The following is a 16,260-nucleotide window of genomic DNA, read 5'->3' on the forward strand; positions in this document are numbered from 1 at the left end:
GCCCATTACACGCCAGCCGCCTTCAGCCCCAGCCGCACCGCGACGAGGATGAGGGAGGCCGCGAGCGCCCGGAGGATGATGCCGCCATGGAGCCGGTGCGCCAGCCGCGCCCCCACCTGCGCCCCCGGGATCGCCCCGGTCGCCAGCAGCAGCGCCTCTGCCAGCGCCCGGTCCCAGCCCAGCACGCCCTGCGCGAAATGGACCGCCGTCCCCTCGGCCGCCATGAACATCAGCACGAAGTGCGAGGTGGCCGCCGCGATGTGCACCGGGAAGTGCAGCACCGTCGCCATGATGGGCACGTGGATGATACCGCCGCCGATGCCCAGCAGGCTGCTGATGAACCCGACCGCCGTGCTGATCAGCACGCCCTTCCAGAGGTGGTACGAATAGGTGAACGTGTTGCCGTGGATGTCCCGGATGGTCCGGCGCACCACGCCCCGGCCCTGCACTGGCGGCACGATCGCCTGGTTGTGCCGCCGGATGAGCAGGTAGAGCCCCACCCCCGCGAGCAGCAGGGCGAAAATCGCATCGAACAGCCGCCGCGGCACGTACCCCACCGCAATCGCGCCCGCCACCGCGCCCGGAAACGTGCCGATGACGAACCACCACGCCGAGCGGAAGTCGATCCGCTTCTGCAGCCCGTAGGCCAGCGAGCCCGATGCCGCGTTGGCGCACACCACCAGCAGCGAAATCGCCGTGATCTGCTCCGGGTCCTTTTCCGGGTAAACGAGGAGCAGGACCGGCACGAGAACGAACCCGCCGCCCGCTCCGACCAGCGTGCCGAACGCACCTACGGCGAACCCGAGCAGCACGAGAAGAGGGTCGGTCGGCTCCAGGGCGGTCCCTCGCGAATCCGTTGGATCGAGTTTCGCCCCTCCGCGCCCCCCGGTCTACCGGGCGTTCAAACCGGGATGCCGCCCTCGTCGGCGTACTCGCCGCGCCGCCCGAACGCCCGGCCCCGGGCGCGGTCGAACATCCCGCCCAGCCGGTCCTGCAGGTGCGCCCACCGCCGCTCGATGCGGCCCCGCAGCCAGCCGCGCGTCGAGCCCGTCTCCCGATACCGCGCGTACCGGGCCTCCAGCCGCCGCTTCGGCCGCATCCGCCGCAGGCGGGCGAGTTCACGCACCACCGCCCGCCGCAGCAGGGCAGCAGCCTCCGCGTGGTCGGTGTGCGCGCCTTCCCCCGGCTCCGGCACGGTGTGGTCGACGATGCCCAGCCGCAGGCAATCGTGCGACGTCAGCCGCAGCCGCTCCGCGACCTCCGCCGGCCCGCCTTCCAGCACCGCGGCAGCATCCTCCGGCCGGATGACTTCGTACACCGCGTTGTCGAGCATCAGCACCCGGTCGGCCGCGGCCATCGCCATCGCAGCCTCCGAGTTCCCCTCGCCCGTGATGACGGCGATCGTCGGCGAAGGCGCAGTCAGCATCGCGGCCATGCAGCCGGCGATTGCGGCCCCCTGCCCCGCCTCTTCCGCGGCGAGCGACGGGTCCGCCCCCGCCGTGTCGACCAGCGTCACGATCGGCAGGCCGAGCCGCCCGCCGAGGCGGACCGCCCGCTCCGCCTTGCGGAATCCCGCCGGCCCGATGAGCCCGCTCTGCTGCCCGGCGTGGGGCCGCACCTGCCCGACGAACACCGCTGCCTCGCCGTCGAGCGCCCCGATCCCCGCGACGATCGCCGGGTCGTCCGCTCCGCTCCGGTCGCCGTGCAGCTCGAAGAATGCGGTGGTCATCCGGGCGATGAACTCCCGCGCGGTCGGCCGGTTCTCGTGCCGCGAAAGCTGCACCTGCTGCCATGCGGGCCGCGGCGTGTGGTGCACATGCCCCGGCCGAGCTCCCGCGGCGGCGTTCGCGCCGTTCTGCCGGTCGAGCAGGTCCAGCAGGCCGGCCAGCGTGTCCCGCAGCTGCGGCCGCGCCACCACCGCATCGATCAGCCCGTGGCGCAGGTGCGCCTCCGACGTGTGCGCACCCTCCGGCAGCCCGTTCTTCGCCGTCTCCTCCAGCGCGCGCAGCGCCGCGTACCCAACGAGCGCGTTCGGCTCGGCAATCAGCACGTCGGCCAGGTTGATGAAGCCCGAGTACGCCGACCCGGTCGTCGGGTCCGTCAGCACGCAGAGGTACGGCAGCCCCTGCTTCCGGTGCCGTTCGATGGCCACGGCAATCCGGGGCCCCTGCATCAGCGCGAGCAGCCCCTCCTGCATCCGCGTCCCGGAAGTCGAGCAGACGAGCACCACGGGCAGCCGCCGCGACGCCGCGCGCTCGAACGCCCGCGCCAGCCGCTCGCCCGCCGCCACGCCGATCGACCCGCCGAGGAACGCGAAATCGACGACGCCGATGACGACGTCGTGCCCGCCGATGGCGCCGCGTCCCGTGACCGCGGCCTCGGTCAGCCGCGTCCGCCGCTGCTCCTGGATCACCCGCGTCCGGTAGGAGTAGCGCTTGCTCCCCGGGAACGACAGCGGGTCGATCGCGGAGACCGCGCGGTCGTCCTCGTGGAAGGTGCCGAGGTCGAGCAGCGTCGCCAGCCGCTCCTGCGCCGTCAGGTGGAAGTGGAACCCGCAGGCGTGGCACACCCGGAACCGTTCGTACAGCCGCGAGCCTTCGAGGTTCGCCCCGCACGAAAGGCACCGCTCCGGCTGCGGCTCCGGCTCGCTCCGGGGGGCCTCATCGCCCCGCCGCAGGATGCTTCGAATCCCTTTCACGCTGGCTCCAGTCTATCAGGCCTCGTCGTCCGCGCCTTCGCGCGCCAGCACCCGCCGCGAATCGCCTTCCTCCCGCGGGCCCACGATGCCCTCCGCTTCCAGCAGCTCGAGAATCTTCGCCGCCTTCAGGTAGCCGACCCGCAGCCGCCGCTGCAGCAGCGCCGGCGAAATCCGCTGGTGCTTCGCTGCCAGCGCCCGCGCCTGGATGACCGCCGGGTCGTCCTCCTCCACTTCGATGTCCGCATCGCCGCCGTTCTGCGCCGCCAGCGCCTCCTCCAGCAGCGCGTCGGCCGTCTCCGGCGCCAGCGCCCGGAACCGGTCGTCCTTCCAGAACGTCACCAGCCGCTCCACCTCCGCGTCCGACAGGTACACGCCCTGGATGCGAATCGGCTTCCCGGCATCGCGCGGCAGGTAGAGCATGTCGCCCCGGCCCAGCAGCTTCTCCGCGCCGCCCATGTCGAGAATCGTCCGCGAGTCCGTCTGCGACGTCACGGCGAACGCGATCCGGGTCGGGAAGTTCGCCTTGATGAGGCCGGTCACGACATCGACCGACGGCCGCTGCGTCGCCACGATGAGGTGGATGCCCGTCGCGCGCGCCAGCTGCGCCAGCCGGCAGATCAGCTTCTCCACCTCGAAGGGCGCCGCCATCATCAGGTCGGCCAGCTCGTCGATGATCACCACCCAGTACGGCAGCTTCTTCAGCGTCCGCGGGTGCTTGTTGTACCCCTCGATGTTCCGCACGCCGAGCTCGGCGAACTTCTTGTAGCGCGCCTCCATCTCCCCGACGACCGCCTGCAGCACCCCGACCACCTTGTCCATGTCCACGATGACTTCGCTGAAGGCCATGTGCGGGATGCCCGAATACCCGACCAGCTCCACCCGTTTCGGGTCCACCATCACGAACCGCACGTCGTCCGGCGTCGCGTTCATCATGATGCAGGCGATGATCGCGTTCATGCAGACGCTCTTGCCCGAGCCCGTCGCGCCGGCGATGAGCAGGTGCGGCATCGTCGCGAGGTCGGCCACCACGGGCGCGCCCGCGACACCCTTCCCGAGCGCAATCGCCAGCTTCGACTTCCGCGCGACCTCCGCGAACTCCTTCGTTTCCATTACCGACCGCAGCGTCACCACCGTCGCGCTGTCGTTCGGCACTTCGATGCCGACGATCGCGCGGCCCGGCACCGGCGCTTCGATGCGCAGGCTCGGGGCCGCCAGCGCCAGCGCGAGGTCGTTCTGCAGCGCCGTGATCTTGTTCACCCGCACCCGGGTCCGCGAGACCTCGACCCGCTCCGTCCGCGGGCGGCCGTCCGGCCCGAGCAGCGGCTTGCCGTTCTCGTCCCGCAGCGGCACGTCCTTGTAGCGCACCTCCCAGCCCGGCTCGACGCCGAACTGGGTCACCGTCGGCCCCTCGTTGATCTCCACCACCGTCGCATCGACGCCGAAACTCGCGAGCGTATCGACGATGAGCTGTGCGCGGGCAGCGTTGTCGTGCCGGCGGCTCGCGCTCGGCTGCGGCGGGTTCAGCAGCTCCATCGCGGGCAGGTGCCAGCCGCTCCGGTTCTCCAGCGGCAGCCCGAGCTGTTCCGGCTCGCCCGGCTCCTCGTCCGCCGGCGCGTCTGCGCTGCCGTCCGGTCCGAACGCCGAAGGCAGCTCGTCTTCGGCGGCCGGCGGGGCAGGCTCTTCCGCGGGCACCTCCGTGAACGCCGCAGCAGCGCCGACGCCGACGGGCGACGCCGGCGCGCCGGGGTCGATGCGCGGCCGGAACACCACCGGCGGCGGCTCCAGCGAGGGCCCGGCCGGCTGCAGGCGGCCGTACTCCGCCGCGCCGATGACGATCTCCTCCTCCCGCTCCGGCCGGCGGACGATGAACGCGATCCACCGCCCCGCCGCCGCCGCGGCCCGGTGCGGCAGCCGCCGTTCCCACGCCTCCTGCAGCCAGAGCGGGACGTGCACCGCCACCCACCGCGTCGGCCCCGGCGCCAGCAGCGCCGCCGCGATGACGAACAGGCTCAGCCAGGCGATTTTCCCCAGCAGCCCCGCCACCAGCAGCTGCCCGAACCGGCCCCCGAGGCTCACCTCCGCAAACTCCACCGTGCCGACGCGCCACTGCGCCTCGTTCAGCCCGAGCAGCCCCCACGTGAACAGCCCCAGCGCGATCACCCCGGCCGTCCGCTGCAGGAGGAGCCGCCGGTCGAGATACCACCCGCGCCACGTCACGACGGCGCCGTAGAGCGCCCACGCCGCCAGCACGATGAGCCCGAACCCGATGCCCCGGAGGACGGCGTCGCGCGCCCGCTCGAGCGCTGCTGCGCCGTCGAACAGCGCGATCCAGGCGGCGAAGGCTGCCGCCGCAGCGGCCGCCGCCGCTTCTTTCCACCATCGCCGAAGGAGAGCGAACTGGCTGCGCCGCGCGCCCGCGCGGGCGCTCCGCTTCGCCGGCGTGCGCGCCGGGCGGGCCCGGCCCTTCGTCGTGCGTGCCGCCATACGACCTGCACTCCTCAGCTGCCGGCCGAAACCCCCCGCTGGCCCCGGCCACGCGCCCCCAGAATCTTGCCGACCTAGACCTCGACTGTCACGGTCAGCACCATCGGGCGCCTGCGGGTCTCATCATAAAGGAACTTGCTGACCCCGTCCCTGATCCGGTTGTTGATGTCGCCGAACTCCGCGTAGTGCTCGGCCCCCTGCAGCGCCTTCGCGACCACCTCGCGCGTCCGCTCCGCGAGGTCCTCCCGCTCTTCGAGGTCCACGAACCCCCGCGCGAGGATCTCCGCCGGCCGCTCCAGCGCGCCCGTCTGCTTGTCGACTGCCACGATGACGACCACGACACCGTCGGTCGAGAGGTGCGCCCGGTCGCGCAGGATGTGCTGGTCGACGTCGCCGATGCCCAGCCCGTCGACGTAGACGTAGCTGGCCGGCACCCGGTCGCCGAGCCATGCCGCCTCCTCATCGATTTCGAGCACGTCGCCGTCGGTCAGCACGAACGCATTCCCGGCCGGCACCCCGACCGATTCCGCCAGCCGCGCGTGCACCACGAGATGCCGGTACTCGCCGTGGATCGGCACGAAGTACTCCGGCTGCAGCAGCCCCTGGATGATCTTCAGCTCCTCACGGCTGGCGTGCCCGCGGACGTGGATGTTCGATACCCGGTTGTAGAGCACGTCGGCGCCCAGCCGGAACAGGTTGTCGACGTTCCGGTACACCGCCTGCTCGTTCCCGGGGATCGGCGAAGCGGAGAGCACCACCGTATCGCCCTTCGTGATCTGGATGTGCCGGTGGTCGCCGTTCGCCATCCGCGTCAGCGCGCTCGTCGGCTCGCCCTGGCTTCCTGTCGTCACCACGACGAGCTTCGACGGCGGCGTATTCCGCATCTCGTCGACCCCGATGATCGTGCCCTCCGGCGCCTGCAGGTAGCCGAGCTGCCGCGCCATCGCCACGTTGTCGATCATCGACCGCCCGGTCACGAACACCTTCCGGTTCGTGAACACCGCCGCGTCGATCACCTGCTGCACCCGCGAAATCAGCGACGCGAACGTCGCCACGATCACCCGCCCCGGCGCATTCACCATGATCTGCTTCAGCGCTTCGCCGACGAGCTGCTCGCTCGGCGTGTACCCGTCGACTTCGGCATAGGTCGAATCCGCCATCAGCAGCAGGCAGCCTTCCGCACCGATCTGCGCCAGACGGATGAGGTCCGTGTGCTGGTCCATCACCGGCGTGTGGTCGAGCTTGAAGTCGCCGGTGTGCACCACCGGCCCGAGCGGCGTCCGGATGATGAGCCCGCAGGCGTCCGGGATGGAGTGGGCGACCGTGAAAAACTCCACCTGGAACACGCCCGCGTCGATGACCTGGCCCGGCTCGACGACATGGGTCTTCGCCTTCTGCGCCAGCCGGTGCTCCTGCAGCTTCACCCGGATGAGCCCGTCTGTCAGCCGCGTGCTGTAGACCGGCACGTCGAACTCCCGCAGGAAGTACGGCAGGGCCCCCACATGGTCCTCGTGCCCGTGGGTCAGGAACACCGCCCGCACCTTCTCCTTCCGCTCGCGGAGGTACGTGAAGTCCGGGATGACGAGGTCGACCCCGAGCATCTCTTCCTCGGGGAACATCAGGCCGACGTCGATCACGATGATGTCGTCGGCGTACTCGAGCACCATCATGTTGCGGCCGATTTCGCCCAGGCCGCCGAGGGGAATCACGCGAAGCGTCGTTTTCGAAGTCATGGGTTCCTATTCGAACAGGGGAATTTGCTGCGGACCAGCCGGAGCCGCGCCGCTTCCGCCGCCCGGCGCGGCGGCCGCGGCAGGCGAAGTCGGCGCCGGGGCTGCCGGCTGCTGAGCCGGCGGGGTTGCTGAAGGCCTCTCGGGCGGCGTTCCCGCGGCAGCAGTGTCCGCCGCCGGCGCAGCCGCCGCAGTCAGCCCTGCGCGCGCCCGCTCGAGGATGGCGCGCAGCCCGCGGAAATCGTCGATGAGCACCTGCCGCAGCGCKCCCTGGTGGAGCGCCGCCGCCGGGTGGTACATCGGGACGATGATCCGGCCGTCGACCTCTTTCGGCCGGCCGTGGATGCGCGAAATCGTCTGCTGCGGGAACCACCGCGCCATCGAAAACCGGCCCAGCGTCACGATGACCAGCGGGTCCACGAGGTCGATCTGGAGGTCGAGGTACTCGGCGCAGGCCTCGATTTCGCCCGGCAGCGGGTCGCGGTTCCCCGGCGGCCGGCACTTCAGCACGTTGCAGATGTAGACGTCCTCGCGGCGGAGGCCCGCCTCGGCGATGAGTTCGCTGAGGAACTGCCCAGCCGCGCCCACGAACGGCCGGCCCTGCCGGTCTTCGTTCAGCCCCGGCGCCTCGCCGATGAACATCACCTCGGCATCGAGCGGGCCCTCCCCGGGCACCGCGTGCGTGCGCGTCTCCGCCAGCGCACACATCCGGCAGGCGCGAATCACCTCATACAGCTCCCGCGCGCGCTCCTCTTTCGAAACCGCAATCACGGGCGTACTCCCTCAGCCGCCGGCGCCGGCAGCGCGCCCCGCAGCCGCCGCGTCGCCGTCACCAGCATCTGGACACCGATGGCCGAGAGCACCACCGCGAACACGACCTGCAGCCCGCGCCCGCTGAGCTGCGTCGCCAGCCCCGCGCCTGCCACCGCCCCCGGAATCGCCGCCGGCGTAATCCACTTCGCCGCCGCAGTGTCCACCGTGCCCTGCCGGTAGTGCGTGAGTGCGCCCAGCGCCGAGGCGAGCACGATGACGACGAGCGAAATCCCCTGCGCCGCGTGCTGCTCGGTGCCGAGCACGAGCACCATCGCCGGCACGAAGATTGCCCCGCCTCCGATGCCTAGCGCCCCGCTGGCGAGGCCGCCCGCCAGCCCGATCGCCGCAGCGATCGCCAGCTCGGCCCCGGCCCCCGGCTCCAGCCACCCGCCGGAGGGCGCGAAGAACAGCAGCCGCAGCGAGACTGCGAGCAGGAAAAGCCCGAACAGCTGCCGCAGCCGCAGCGCCGGGATCCGGAGCGCAATCCGCGCCCCGGCGACCGCGCCGGCCATCGCGCCCGCCGCCAGCCCGCCGAAGAGCAGCCAGTCGAAATGCCCCGCCGCGCCGTAGAGCGCTGCCGCCACCGCTGCCGTCGCCGTGATCACCACCAGCGAGGTGCCGTGCGCCACGTGCTGCCGCATCCGCAGCGGTCCCGTCATGAGCGGCACCATCACCGCGCCGCCGCCCCCGCCGAGCAGCCCGCTCAGCATCCCGCCAGAAAACCCCGCCAGCGCCGACCACCGGCCGCGGGCGCTCACGGCCCTGCCCCTCCCGGGTTCGGCCGCTTCGGCTGGACCGCCCACGCCATCAGGATGCCGACGAAGTACAGCCCCAGCAGCGGCCCGGCCACGAACGTCTGCGTGATCGGGTCCGGCGTCGGCGTCACGACCGCTGCGATGATGAACACCACCACCACCGCGTACCGCCAGAATCCCAGCAGCTGCCGCGCCCGCACCAGCCCCAGCCGCGCGGCAATCGCCAGCACCATCGGCAGCTCGAACGAAATCCCGACCCAGAAGATGATCCGCGTCACGAAGTCGACGTACTGCCGGATGCCGATGACGTTGTCGATTTCGTCGCTGCCGAGTTCGAGCAGGAAGCCGAGCGAGGCCGGCAGGATGATCCAGTAGGCGAACGCCATCCCCGCGAGCAGGAAGAACGCGGCCCCGATGATCCCCGGCAGCAGGATCTTCCGTTCGCGCGGCGTCAGCCCCGGCACGATGAACGCCAGCAGCTGGTAGATGACGACGGGCGACGCGAGGATGACGCCGCCGTACAGGCCGATCTTCACGATGATCCCGATGCGGTCCGTCGGCGAAAAGCTCGAAACCCGGAAGTCCGGCACCCGGTCCCGCGCCGGCGCCACCATCCACCCGAGAATCGTCTCCCAGAAGTAGAAGCACACGATGACCCCGATGAGCACCGCGACGCCGCTCACCATCACCCGGTAGCGGAGCTCCTTCAGGTGCTCGAGGAGCGTCATCTCCGGGCCGCCGGTATACCCCTCCGCCTCGGCGGGCGGCGCGGCAGCCCCCTGGTCGCGAATCGGTTCGGCAACCATCGGGATCAGAACACCAGCGGCGGCCCGGGCGCCTCACCGGCCGCTTTTGCAGGCTGCGCGGCCGGCACCTCGTCCGCCGGGGCCGCCGGCAGCTGCGGCGCGGCGAGCGCTCCGCTCGCTTTCGCCTCGGCAGCCCGGAAGTTCGCATCAATCTCCGCGAGCCCCTGGTTCAGCTTCGCCTGCTCTTCGCGCAGCGTCTTCTGGGCCAGGTCGATCTCGCCCCGCATCGTCCGGTACTGCTCATCGAGGTAATCGATCTCGTCGCGGAACTCATCCCGGACTGCCCGCGCGTACAGCTGCATCTGCCGCACCGCCCGCCCGATCTGGTACGCCATCTGCGGCAGCCGCTCCGGCCCCACCACCACGAGCAGCAGGACGAGGATGAGCAGCAACTCCTGGTAGCCGATGCCCRGGAACTCCACGCGTCCCTCCCCGGGGGGCGGACCCGCGCCCCGGTCGGCGCGGGCGCCTTACTTGTCTTCGACTCCGTGGTCCTTCAAGTAGTCTACGGCGTCCTGGACGGTCACGATCTTTTCCGCGTCTTCATCGCTGATCTCGAGCCCGTTCACGTCGTTCGCGAACTCCTCCTCGAGCGACATGATCAGCTCGACCAGGTCCAGCGAGTCGGCGTTCAGGTCGTCCACGAACGACGCGCTGGGGACGACTTCGTCCTCTTCGACGCCGAGCTGCTCGACCACGATTTTCCGAACACGTTCGAATACGGTTGCCACGGTGCTGGTTTCTCCTCGGGATTTACGATTGCTGGGTAGGGTCCGTTGTCGTTGATGACTCGCGGCCTGCTGCTTCCTCACCGCCCCGGTCCGGGCTCTCCGCCCGTCCCCGGAGCCGTTCGCTGATGGTCCGCAGGACGCCGTTCACGAAGCTCGGCGAGGTGTCGCCTCCGTAGCGATGCGCGAGTTCGACCGCCTCGTTGATGACCGCAGCGACCGGCGCAGCGTCGTCCGAGACGAGTTCCCATATTGCAAGCCGCAGGATGTTGCGGTCAACGATGGCCAGCGTGCTCACCGGGTACTTCGGCGCAGCCGCCTGGATCTGCCGGTCGAGCTCCGGCCGCATCGCCTGCACCCCTGCGATGGCCGCCAGGCCCCGCCGCTCCCATTCCTCGCCGCGGAGCGCCGGCCGTTTCTCCCGCTCCTCCCGCAGCCGCCGCCGGAAGGCYGCCTCCGGCGGATGGCCCGAGGTTTCGCCTTCGTACAGCGCTTCGAGGGTGAGCTGCCGGATGACGCGGTGCGGGCTGACGGCGGTCACGCCATCACCATACCGCCGTCCACGTGAATGCACTGCCCCGTGATGTACGCCGCGCCGTCCCCCGCGAGGAATGCCACGAGCGGCGCCACCTCCTCCGGGCCCGCCAGCCGCCCCAGCGGAATCTGCGATTTCGCCCACGCCACCGCCTGCTCCGTCATCCCCTGGATGATGTCCGTCTCGATGAATCCCGGCGCGACGGCGTTGACCGTCACCCCCCGCGAGGCCACCTCCCGCGCCAGCGCCCGCGTGAAGCCGATGAGCCCCGCCTTCGCCGCCGCGTAATTCGCCTGCCCCGCGTTCCCCATCACCCCCACGACGCTCGTGATGTTGATGATCCGCCCGGCCTTCGAACGCAGGAGCGGCCGCATCGCCGCCCGCGTCACGAGGAACGCTCCCCGCAGGTTCACCTGGTGGACCGCATCCCAGTCGTCGTCGCTCATCCGCATCAGCAGGCCGTCGCGCGTGATGCCCGCGTTGTTCACGAGGATGTCGAGCCCGCCGAACCGCTCTGTCGCTGCCTTCACCATCGCCGCCGCGTCGTCGGCGTGCGCGACATCGCCGCCGACGGCGAACGCGTCGGTTCCCATCGCGCGGATCTCCGCGGCCACCTCTTCGGCGAGCGCGCCGTTCGCGCGGTAGTTGACCGCCACCCGGGCGCCGCGCCGCCCCAGTTCGAGGCAGATCGCCCGGCCGATGCCCCGGCTCCCGCCGGTCACCAGCGCCGCCCGGCCGTCCAGCTCACCCATCGGGCAGCTGCACCCGCACCGACGCCGCATCGTTGACGTTGATGCAGGTCGACTTCCGCAGCATCCGCTTGATGATCGCCGTCAGCACCCGCCCCGGCCCGAATTCGATGAACGTCTCGATGCCCTGTTCGCCGAGGAACTCGACCGTCCGGCTCCACTGCACCGGCCGGCACACTTGGTCGACCAGCTCGTGCCGGATCGCCAGCTCATCCTGCGTCGGCGTCGCCGTCACGTTCAGCACGACCGGCACCGCGGGGTCGGCCAGCGAGGCCGTCGCGACCGGCTGCACCATCCCGTCGGCCGCCGGCCGCATCAGCGAGCTGTGGAACGCACCGCTCACGCTCAGCGGGATGACCTTCACCGCGCCGCGCGCTTTCGCGTAGTCGAGCGCGCGCACCACCGCTTCGCGCCGCCCGCCGATGACGACCTGACCCGGCGCATTGACGTTGCAAACCTCCGCGCCCGCTTCCCGGCAGATCTCCTCGCAATCGGTCAGGTCCAGCCCCAGCACGGCGGCCATGGTGCCCGGGTTTTTCTCCCCAGCGGCCTGCATCAGCTCGCCGCGCGTCCGCAGCAGGCGAATCGCCTCGTCGAACGGCAGGGCCCCGGCGGCGACGAGCGCCGAGTACTCGCCCAGCGAGTGCCCGGCCACGAACGCCGGCCGCTCCAGCAGCTTCGGCGAAACCTCGGTGGCGACTTTCAGCAGCGCCAGGCTCGTGACCGCGATGGCCGGCTGCGCGTTCTTCGTCTGCTGCAACTCGTCCTCCGGCCCCTCGAAGCAGAGCCGGCTCAGCCGGAAGCCGAGGATCTCGTCGGCGCGGTCGTACAGCTCGCGCACCGAGGGGAACTGCTCGTAGAGGTCTTTGCCCATGCCGACGGCCTGGGCGCCCTGGCCCGGGAACACGAACGCCCGGTCCTTGCGAACCGGGTCGCTGTAGATGAGGAACGGTTCCAGGGCCGTCGCTCCGAAAGTTAGTCGAGCTCCGGTTCGGGCAGCTGAATCACTTCCCGCCCCCGGTAGGTCCCGCAAATCGGGCACGCGTGGTGCGCCAGCCGGGGAGCCTTGCACCGCGGACAATCGATGATGTGCGGCATCCGGATCTTCAGATGCGAGCGGCGCTTCCCCTGGCGCGAAGCTGCGTATTTCCGCTTGGGCAGCGGCGGCATAGCGGCTCTCCTTCAGGTCGTTACCCATGCTTCCGAGGTTGCAGTGTGAGCAGCCCCGCCCATCGCGGGTCGATCGGTGCGCGCTCGCACTGGCAGGTTTCCATGCCGAGGTCCGTCCCGCATTCAGGGCAGAGCCCCGGGCAGTCCGGCCGACACAGCGGCTGCATCGCAGCCGCCATCACCGTATATTGCCGGACCGCCTCACTAATGTCGATCTCGTTGTCCAGCCCGATGAGGAACGTCTCCTCGTCTTCCCCCTCGATCGGCTCCACCCAGTGCCCGTCCACCAGGTCCACCTGCTGCCGGTAGAACTCCTCGAACGCCACCGTCTCCGGGTACGCGAACGCGACCAGGCAGCGGCTGCACTGCGCCTCGATGAGCACATCCGCCCGGCACCGCACCAGCACGCCCCGCGGCACCCGCACCAGCTCGACTTTGCCCCGGTGGACCGGGTCCTCCGGCTCGATGACATGCCGCCGGCTCGCGCCGACTTCCGACTTCAGCAGCCCCGCGACGTTGAAACGCATCCCTCCGCCCCCTCCTGTGGTCCTTCTGTCCATTGAACCCCATTTCGCAGCGCCCCGGTAGGTTCGCGCCGGCGGGCGGCGCCCGCACGCCATAACTCGCCGACTTTCGTGATGATTCGGACAAAATGCCGCCCCGCCCGTTGAGCGGCGCCAGCGGCCAGCCTAGGCTGTTGCCCCGGGGCTTTGCCGTTACGGTTAGCCTGCCCCGGATGGCCCATGTCGCTCATCACCGACGTCCGCACGCTCCAGGAAATCGACGACGAGGTCGCCGCCCTCGAATCCTCCCTCGCCGAGGTCGATGCCCGCCTCGCCCGCTCCGAGGCCCTGGAGGCCGCCGAGGCCGCCTTCGCCGCCGCCGATGCCGCCTTCCAGGAGGTCCGCCGCGCCCAGCGCGACCTCGAAGCCGCTATCGCCGCACTCACCGCCAAGATCGTCCCGGAGGAGACCCGCCTCTACGACGGCTCCGTCCGCAACCCCAAGGAGCTCACCGCCATCCAGCACGAGGTCGAGCACCTCAAGAGCCAGCGCAGCGGCCTCGAAGACCGGCTCCTCGAGGTGATGGAGACCTTCGAAGCCGCGTCTGCGGCCCGCGCCGCCGCCGAAGCCGACCTCGCCGCCGCCCGCCGCGCCCGCGCCGCCGACATCGAAGCCCTCGAAGCGAAGCGCGCGGACCTTGCCGCCCGCATGGCTGCGGCCCGCGCCCGCCGCGACGCCCAGGCGGCCCGCATCCCGCCGGCCTCGCTCCGCCTCTACGACGACATCCGCCGCCGCCGCGGCCACGCCGTCGCCCGCATCCAGGGCTCCAGCTGCACCGGCTGCCGCGTCGCCATCCCCGAAAGCATCCGCCGGAAGACCTTCGACCCGGAAGCGCTCGCCCAGTGCCCCAACTGCGAACGCATCCTCTACGTTGGGTAGTCGCCCGTGCAGGCCATCGGCTACTTCTCCGCCTCCGCCCGCCGCAACGGCCAGAAGCGCAGCATCGGCGAGCAAAACCGCGCCTTCCTCGACTTCTGCCAGCGCTCCGGCTACGAGATCGCCGCCACCTTCGCCGACCCGGATGAGGCCTCCTCCGCCGGCTTCGACCAGCTCCTCGAGTTCCTCCAGCGCCCCGGCCGGGCCTTCACCGTCGTCGTCATCGATACCCTCTCCGCGCTCGGCCCGGACCTCGGCGCGGCGGCCCTCCGCCTCCTCGAACTGGAGCACGGCGGCGCGACCGTCCTCCTCGCCCACAACGGCAGCGAAGCCTTCAAAGCGCTCGTCGATACCTGGGCCGAGCGCGGCGAAGGCACGCCCATCTCCGAACGCGTCCGCTCGGCCATGCGCCGCAAAGCCGTCCGCGGCGAAGTCCTCGGCCGGCCGCCCTACGGCTACCGAGTCGGCCCGCGCCGCCGCCTCGAACTGGTGCCCGAGGAGGCCGTCGTCGTCCGCTACATCTTCCGCCTCTACCTCAGCGAAAACCTCGGCATCCGCAAAATCGCCGGCCGCCTCAACGAAGAGAACATCCCCACCCGCCGCGGCGGCCGCTGGAGCATGGTCACCGTCCGCGACATCCTCCGGAACCGCGCCTACCTCGGCCACTACTCCCGCTTCGGCACCACCGTCACCGGCAGCCACCCCGCCCTCGTCTCGCCCGAGGATTTCCGCCGCGTGCAGGACCGCCTCCAGTCCCGCCACGCCCCGGCCCGGCAGCGCAGCGTGACCCCGTTCCTCCTCTCCGGGCTCGTCTACTGCGCCCGCTGCGGCAACAAGATGATCGGCGTCAGCCGGCGCCAGTCGTGGCTCACCCGCTCCGGCGAATCCCGCTCCGCCACCTACCGCTACTACCAGTGCGAATCCCGTACCAACCAGTCCGCCTGCGGCTACARCACCCGCCGCGCCGCCGACCTCGAAGCCCGCGTCCGCGAAGAGCTCGCCAGCGGCCAGCACCCCGGCCCGCGCGTCCGCATGGCCGGCAACGTCGATTCCTACGCCCTCGAACTCCTCTCCCAGGTCGACCGCATCGAATCGCGCATCAAGCGGAACCGCCGCCAGGTCGAAGAGCTCGTCGCCGACGCCGCCCACGGCCACATCTCCATCGAGCGCCTCAAGGCCATCGGCGCCGAGCTCGCCGAGGAGCACCGCCAGCTCCAGGCCGAGCTCGCCGCCGCCCGCGACCGCATCCGCGCCCACGAAACCGAAGCCGAGCGCCGCCGCCACCTCGAACAGCAGCGCGAGCGCCTCCTCCGCGAATGGGAAGCGCTCCCCTTCGACGAGCTGCAGGCCGCCCTGCGCGACGTCGTCGACCGCATCGAGGTCGACGGCGACGACGTCCGGGTCTACCGCCGCGCCTGAGGCCCGCCCCGCGCGTTCCCCCGCCCCCTGCCCCCGTGCATACTGGAAGAAATGTCCGAAAACCTCTTCACCATGCTCTCGGCCTACCGGCCGGGCTCCAAGGCCAGCCCCTTCGAAAACTACTGCACGAGCGCCCTCGCCTACTTCCTCCGCTCCAGCCACCGCATGCTGAATGCCCTCTTCGCCGGGGCCGCGGGCGTCGGCAGCGAACCGCTCGCGCTCGTCGAAGTCCAGCCTCGCCTCGCCGATGCCGGCATCGCCGACCTCCTGCTCACCTACGAAGGCGGCCGCCGCGTCCTCGTCGAAGTCCAGGTCGAACCCGGCGCCGATGAGTCGCAGCTGCCCGGCATGGAAGCCGTCGCGCGCCAATGGGCCGAGCCGCCGGCGTTCGTGATGCTCGGCCTCCCGCGCGAAGACGTCCCCGCGCCGTGGACCCCCGTCACCTGGTACGAAGTCGTCGAAGCCCTCGAAGGCGACCCGGACCCCGTCGCGTCCCAGTTCCGCCAGTTCGTCCTCGAAGACATCCTCGGCCTCGGCGAGGTCCCGCTCGATGAGGCCCTCACCACGAACCGCCTCCACGCCCTCATCGGCGCCGCCCTTCGCATGCGGTTCGGCCCCGGCGTGCGCTACGTCGCCAGCGCCTCCCGGCCCGTCGGCGGCCACTACCGCTACTTCGGCACGACCTTCGCGCCCGAGGGCGGCGAAATGACCTGCTGGGTCGGCCTCGTCAACGAAACCGTGCCCCTCGGCGAGCATTACCACCTCATGCTCGCCAGCAAGGACCGGCCCGTCCTGTTTCCCGTCCAGCAGCCGCGCGCGACCGGCGACTGGAAATGGCCCCACTGGACCGGGATGGGGCGGGTCGTCCGCCCCATCACCGGTGTCCAGGTCGAAGGCCTCCTCGAGCGCCTCGCCGCGCCCTGAGCCGGCGCGC

15 protein-coding genes and 1 pseudogene are annotated in these 16,260 nt (G+C 71.0%); 3 read left to right on the forward strand and 13 right to left on the reverse strand.

What is annotated here, in order from left to right:
* Window positions 1-5: 5 nt before the first annotated feature.
* From O0235_RS11795 to O0235_RS11855, 13 genes and pseudogenes are all read right to left on the reverse strand, one after another.
* Entirely contained in the window at window positions 6-812 is an 807-nt protein-coding gene (locus tag O0235_RS11795; protein WP_270055980.1) for a sulfite exporter TauE/SafE family protein, read from the reverse strand.
* 89 nt (window positions 813-901) lie between these two features.
* Window positions 902-2,698 (reverse strand): carboxyl transferase domain-containing protein, encoded by a 1,797-nt coding sequence (locus O0235_RS11800; RefSeq protein WP_270055981.1) that lies wholly within the window; start codon window positions 2,696-2,698, stop codon window positions 902-904.
* Window positions 2,699-2,713: 15 nt separating this feature from the next.
* On the reverse strand, window positions 2,714-5,182 hold the full coding sequence (locus O0235_RS11805; protein ID WP_270055982.1) for a DNA translocase FtsK: 2,469 nt from the start codon (window positions 5,180-5,182) through the stop codon (window positions 2,714-2,716).
* Between the two features lie 74 nt (window positions 5,183-5,256).
* Complete coding sequence (locus O0235_RS11810) at window positions 5,257-6,915, reverse strand: ribonuclease J (protein WP_270055983.1); 1,659 nt, start codon at window positions 6,913-6,915, stop codon at window positions 5,257-5,259.
* Window positions 6,916-7,116: 201 nt separating this feature from the next.
* Window positions 7,117-7,620: pseudogene (locus tag O0235_RS11815) on the reverse strand (uracil-DNA glycosylase family protein); the annotation flags it as partial.
* Window positions 7,621-7,679: 59 nt separating this feature from the next.
* Window positions 7,680-8,483: a sulfite exporter TauE/SafE family protein gene (locus O0235_RS11820; protein WP_270055985.1), complete on the reverse strand. Its 804-nt coding sequence runs from the start codon at window positions 8,481-8,483 to the stop codon at window positions 7,680-7,682.
* Window positions 8,480-9,286, reverse strand: coding sequence for a twin-arginine translocase subunit TatC (gene tatC, locus O0235_RS11825; RefSeq protein ID WP_270055986.1), 807 nt, complete (start codon window positions 9,284-9,286; stop codon window positions 8,480-8,482). Before tatC ends, O0235_RS11820 begins: the two co-directional genes overlap by 4 nt.
* Before the next feature lie 5 nt (window positions 9,287-9,291).
* The gene (gene tatB / locus O0235_RS11830) at window positions 9,292-9,708 is read right to left on the reverse strand and encodes a Sec-independent protein translocase protein TatB (protein ID WP_270055987.1); all 417 of its coding nucleotides are present in this window, start codon (window positions 9,706-9,708) and stop codon (window positions 9,292-9,294) included.
* Window positions 9,709-9,756: 48 nt separating this feature from the next.
* Window positions 9,757-10,017, reverse strand: a complete 261-nt coding sequence (gene acpP, locus O0235_RS11835) for an acyl carrier protein (RefSeq protein ID WP_270055988.1) — start codon at window positions 10,015-10,017, stop codon at window positions 9,757-9,759.
* A 22-nt stretch (window positions 10,018-10,039) separates the two neighbouring features.
* Window positions 10,040-10,555 (reverse strand): transcription antitermination factor NusB, encoded by a 516-nt coding sequence (gene nusB / locus O0235_RS11840; protein WP_270055989.1) that lies wholly within the window; start codon window positions 10,553-10,555, stop codon window positions 10,040-10,042.
* The gene (gene fabG, locus O0235_RS11845) at window positions 10,552-11,301 is read right to left on the reverse strand and encodes a 3-oxoacyl-[acyl-carrier-protein] reductase (protein WP_270055990.1); all 750 of its coding nucleotides are present in this window, start codon (window positions 11,299-11,301) and stop codon (window positions 10,552-10,554) included. The genes nusB and fabG overlap by 4 nt, the downstream gene beginning before the upstream one ends.
* Entirely contained in the window at window positions 11,294-12,496 is a 1,203-nt protein-coding gene (fabD, locus tag O0235_RS11850) for an ACP S-malonyltransferase (RefSeq protein ID WP_270055991.1), read from the reverse strand. The genes fabG and fabD overlap by 8 nt, the downstream gene beginning before the upstream one ends.
* Window positions 12,489-12,995 (reverse strand): YceD family protein, encoded by a 507-nt coding sequence (locus O0235_RS11855; protein ID WP_270055992.1) that lies wholly within the window; start codon window positions 12,993-12,995, stop codon window positions 12,489-12,491. The genes fabD and O0235_RS11855 overlap by 8 nt, the downstream gene beginning before the upstream one ends.
* Window positions 12,996-13,211: 216 nt before the next feature.
* Here O0235_RS11855 and O0235_RS11860 point away from each other — a divergent pair, with 216 nt between their 5' ends.
* From O0235_RS11860 to O0235_RS11870, 3 genes are read left to right on the forward strand one after another with little or no spacing between them, the layout of a single operon-like run.
* Window positions 13,212-13,910 (forward strand): zinc ribbon domain-containing protein, encoded by a 699-nt coding sequence (locus O0235_RS11860; protein WP_270055993.1) that lies wholly within the window; start codon window positions 13,212-13,214, stop codon window positions 13,908-13,910.
* Window positions 13,911-13,916: 6 nt separating this feature from the next.
* Window positions 13,917-15,326, forward strand: coding sequence for a recombinase family protein (locus tag O0235_RS11865; RefSeq protein ID WP_270055994.1), 1,410 nt, complete (start codon window positions 13,917-13,919; stop codon window positions 15,324-15,326).
* 51 nt (window positions 15,327-15,377) lie between these two features.
* A complete protein-coding gene (locus tag O0235_RS11870; protein ID WP_270055995.1) occupies window positions 15,378-16,250 on the forward strand; it encodes a hypothetical protein in 873 nt (290 codons plus the stop codon).
* Window positions 16,251-16,260 lie beyond the last annotated feature (10 nt).

The organism is Tepidiforma flava (assembly GCF_027594505.1).
In the GTDB taxonomy this organism is placed as follows: domain Bacteria; phylum Chloroflexota; class Dehalococcoidia; order Tepidiformales; family Tepidiformaceae; genus Tepidiforma; species Tepidiforma flava.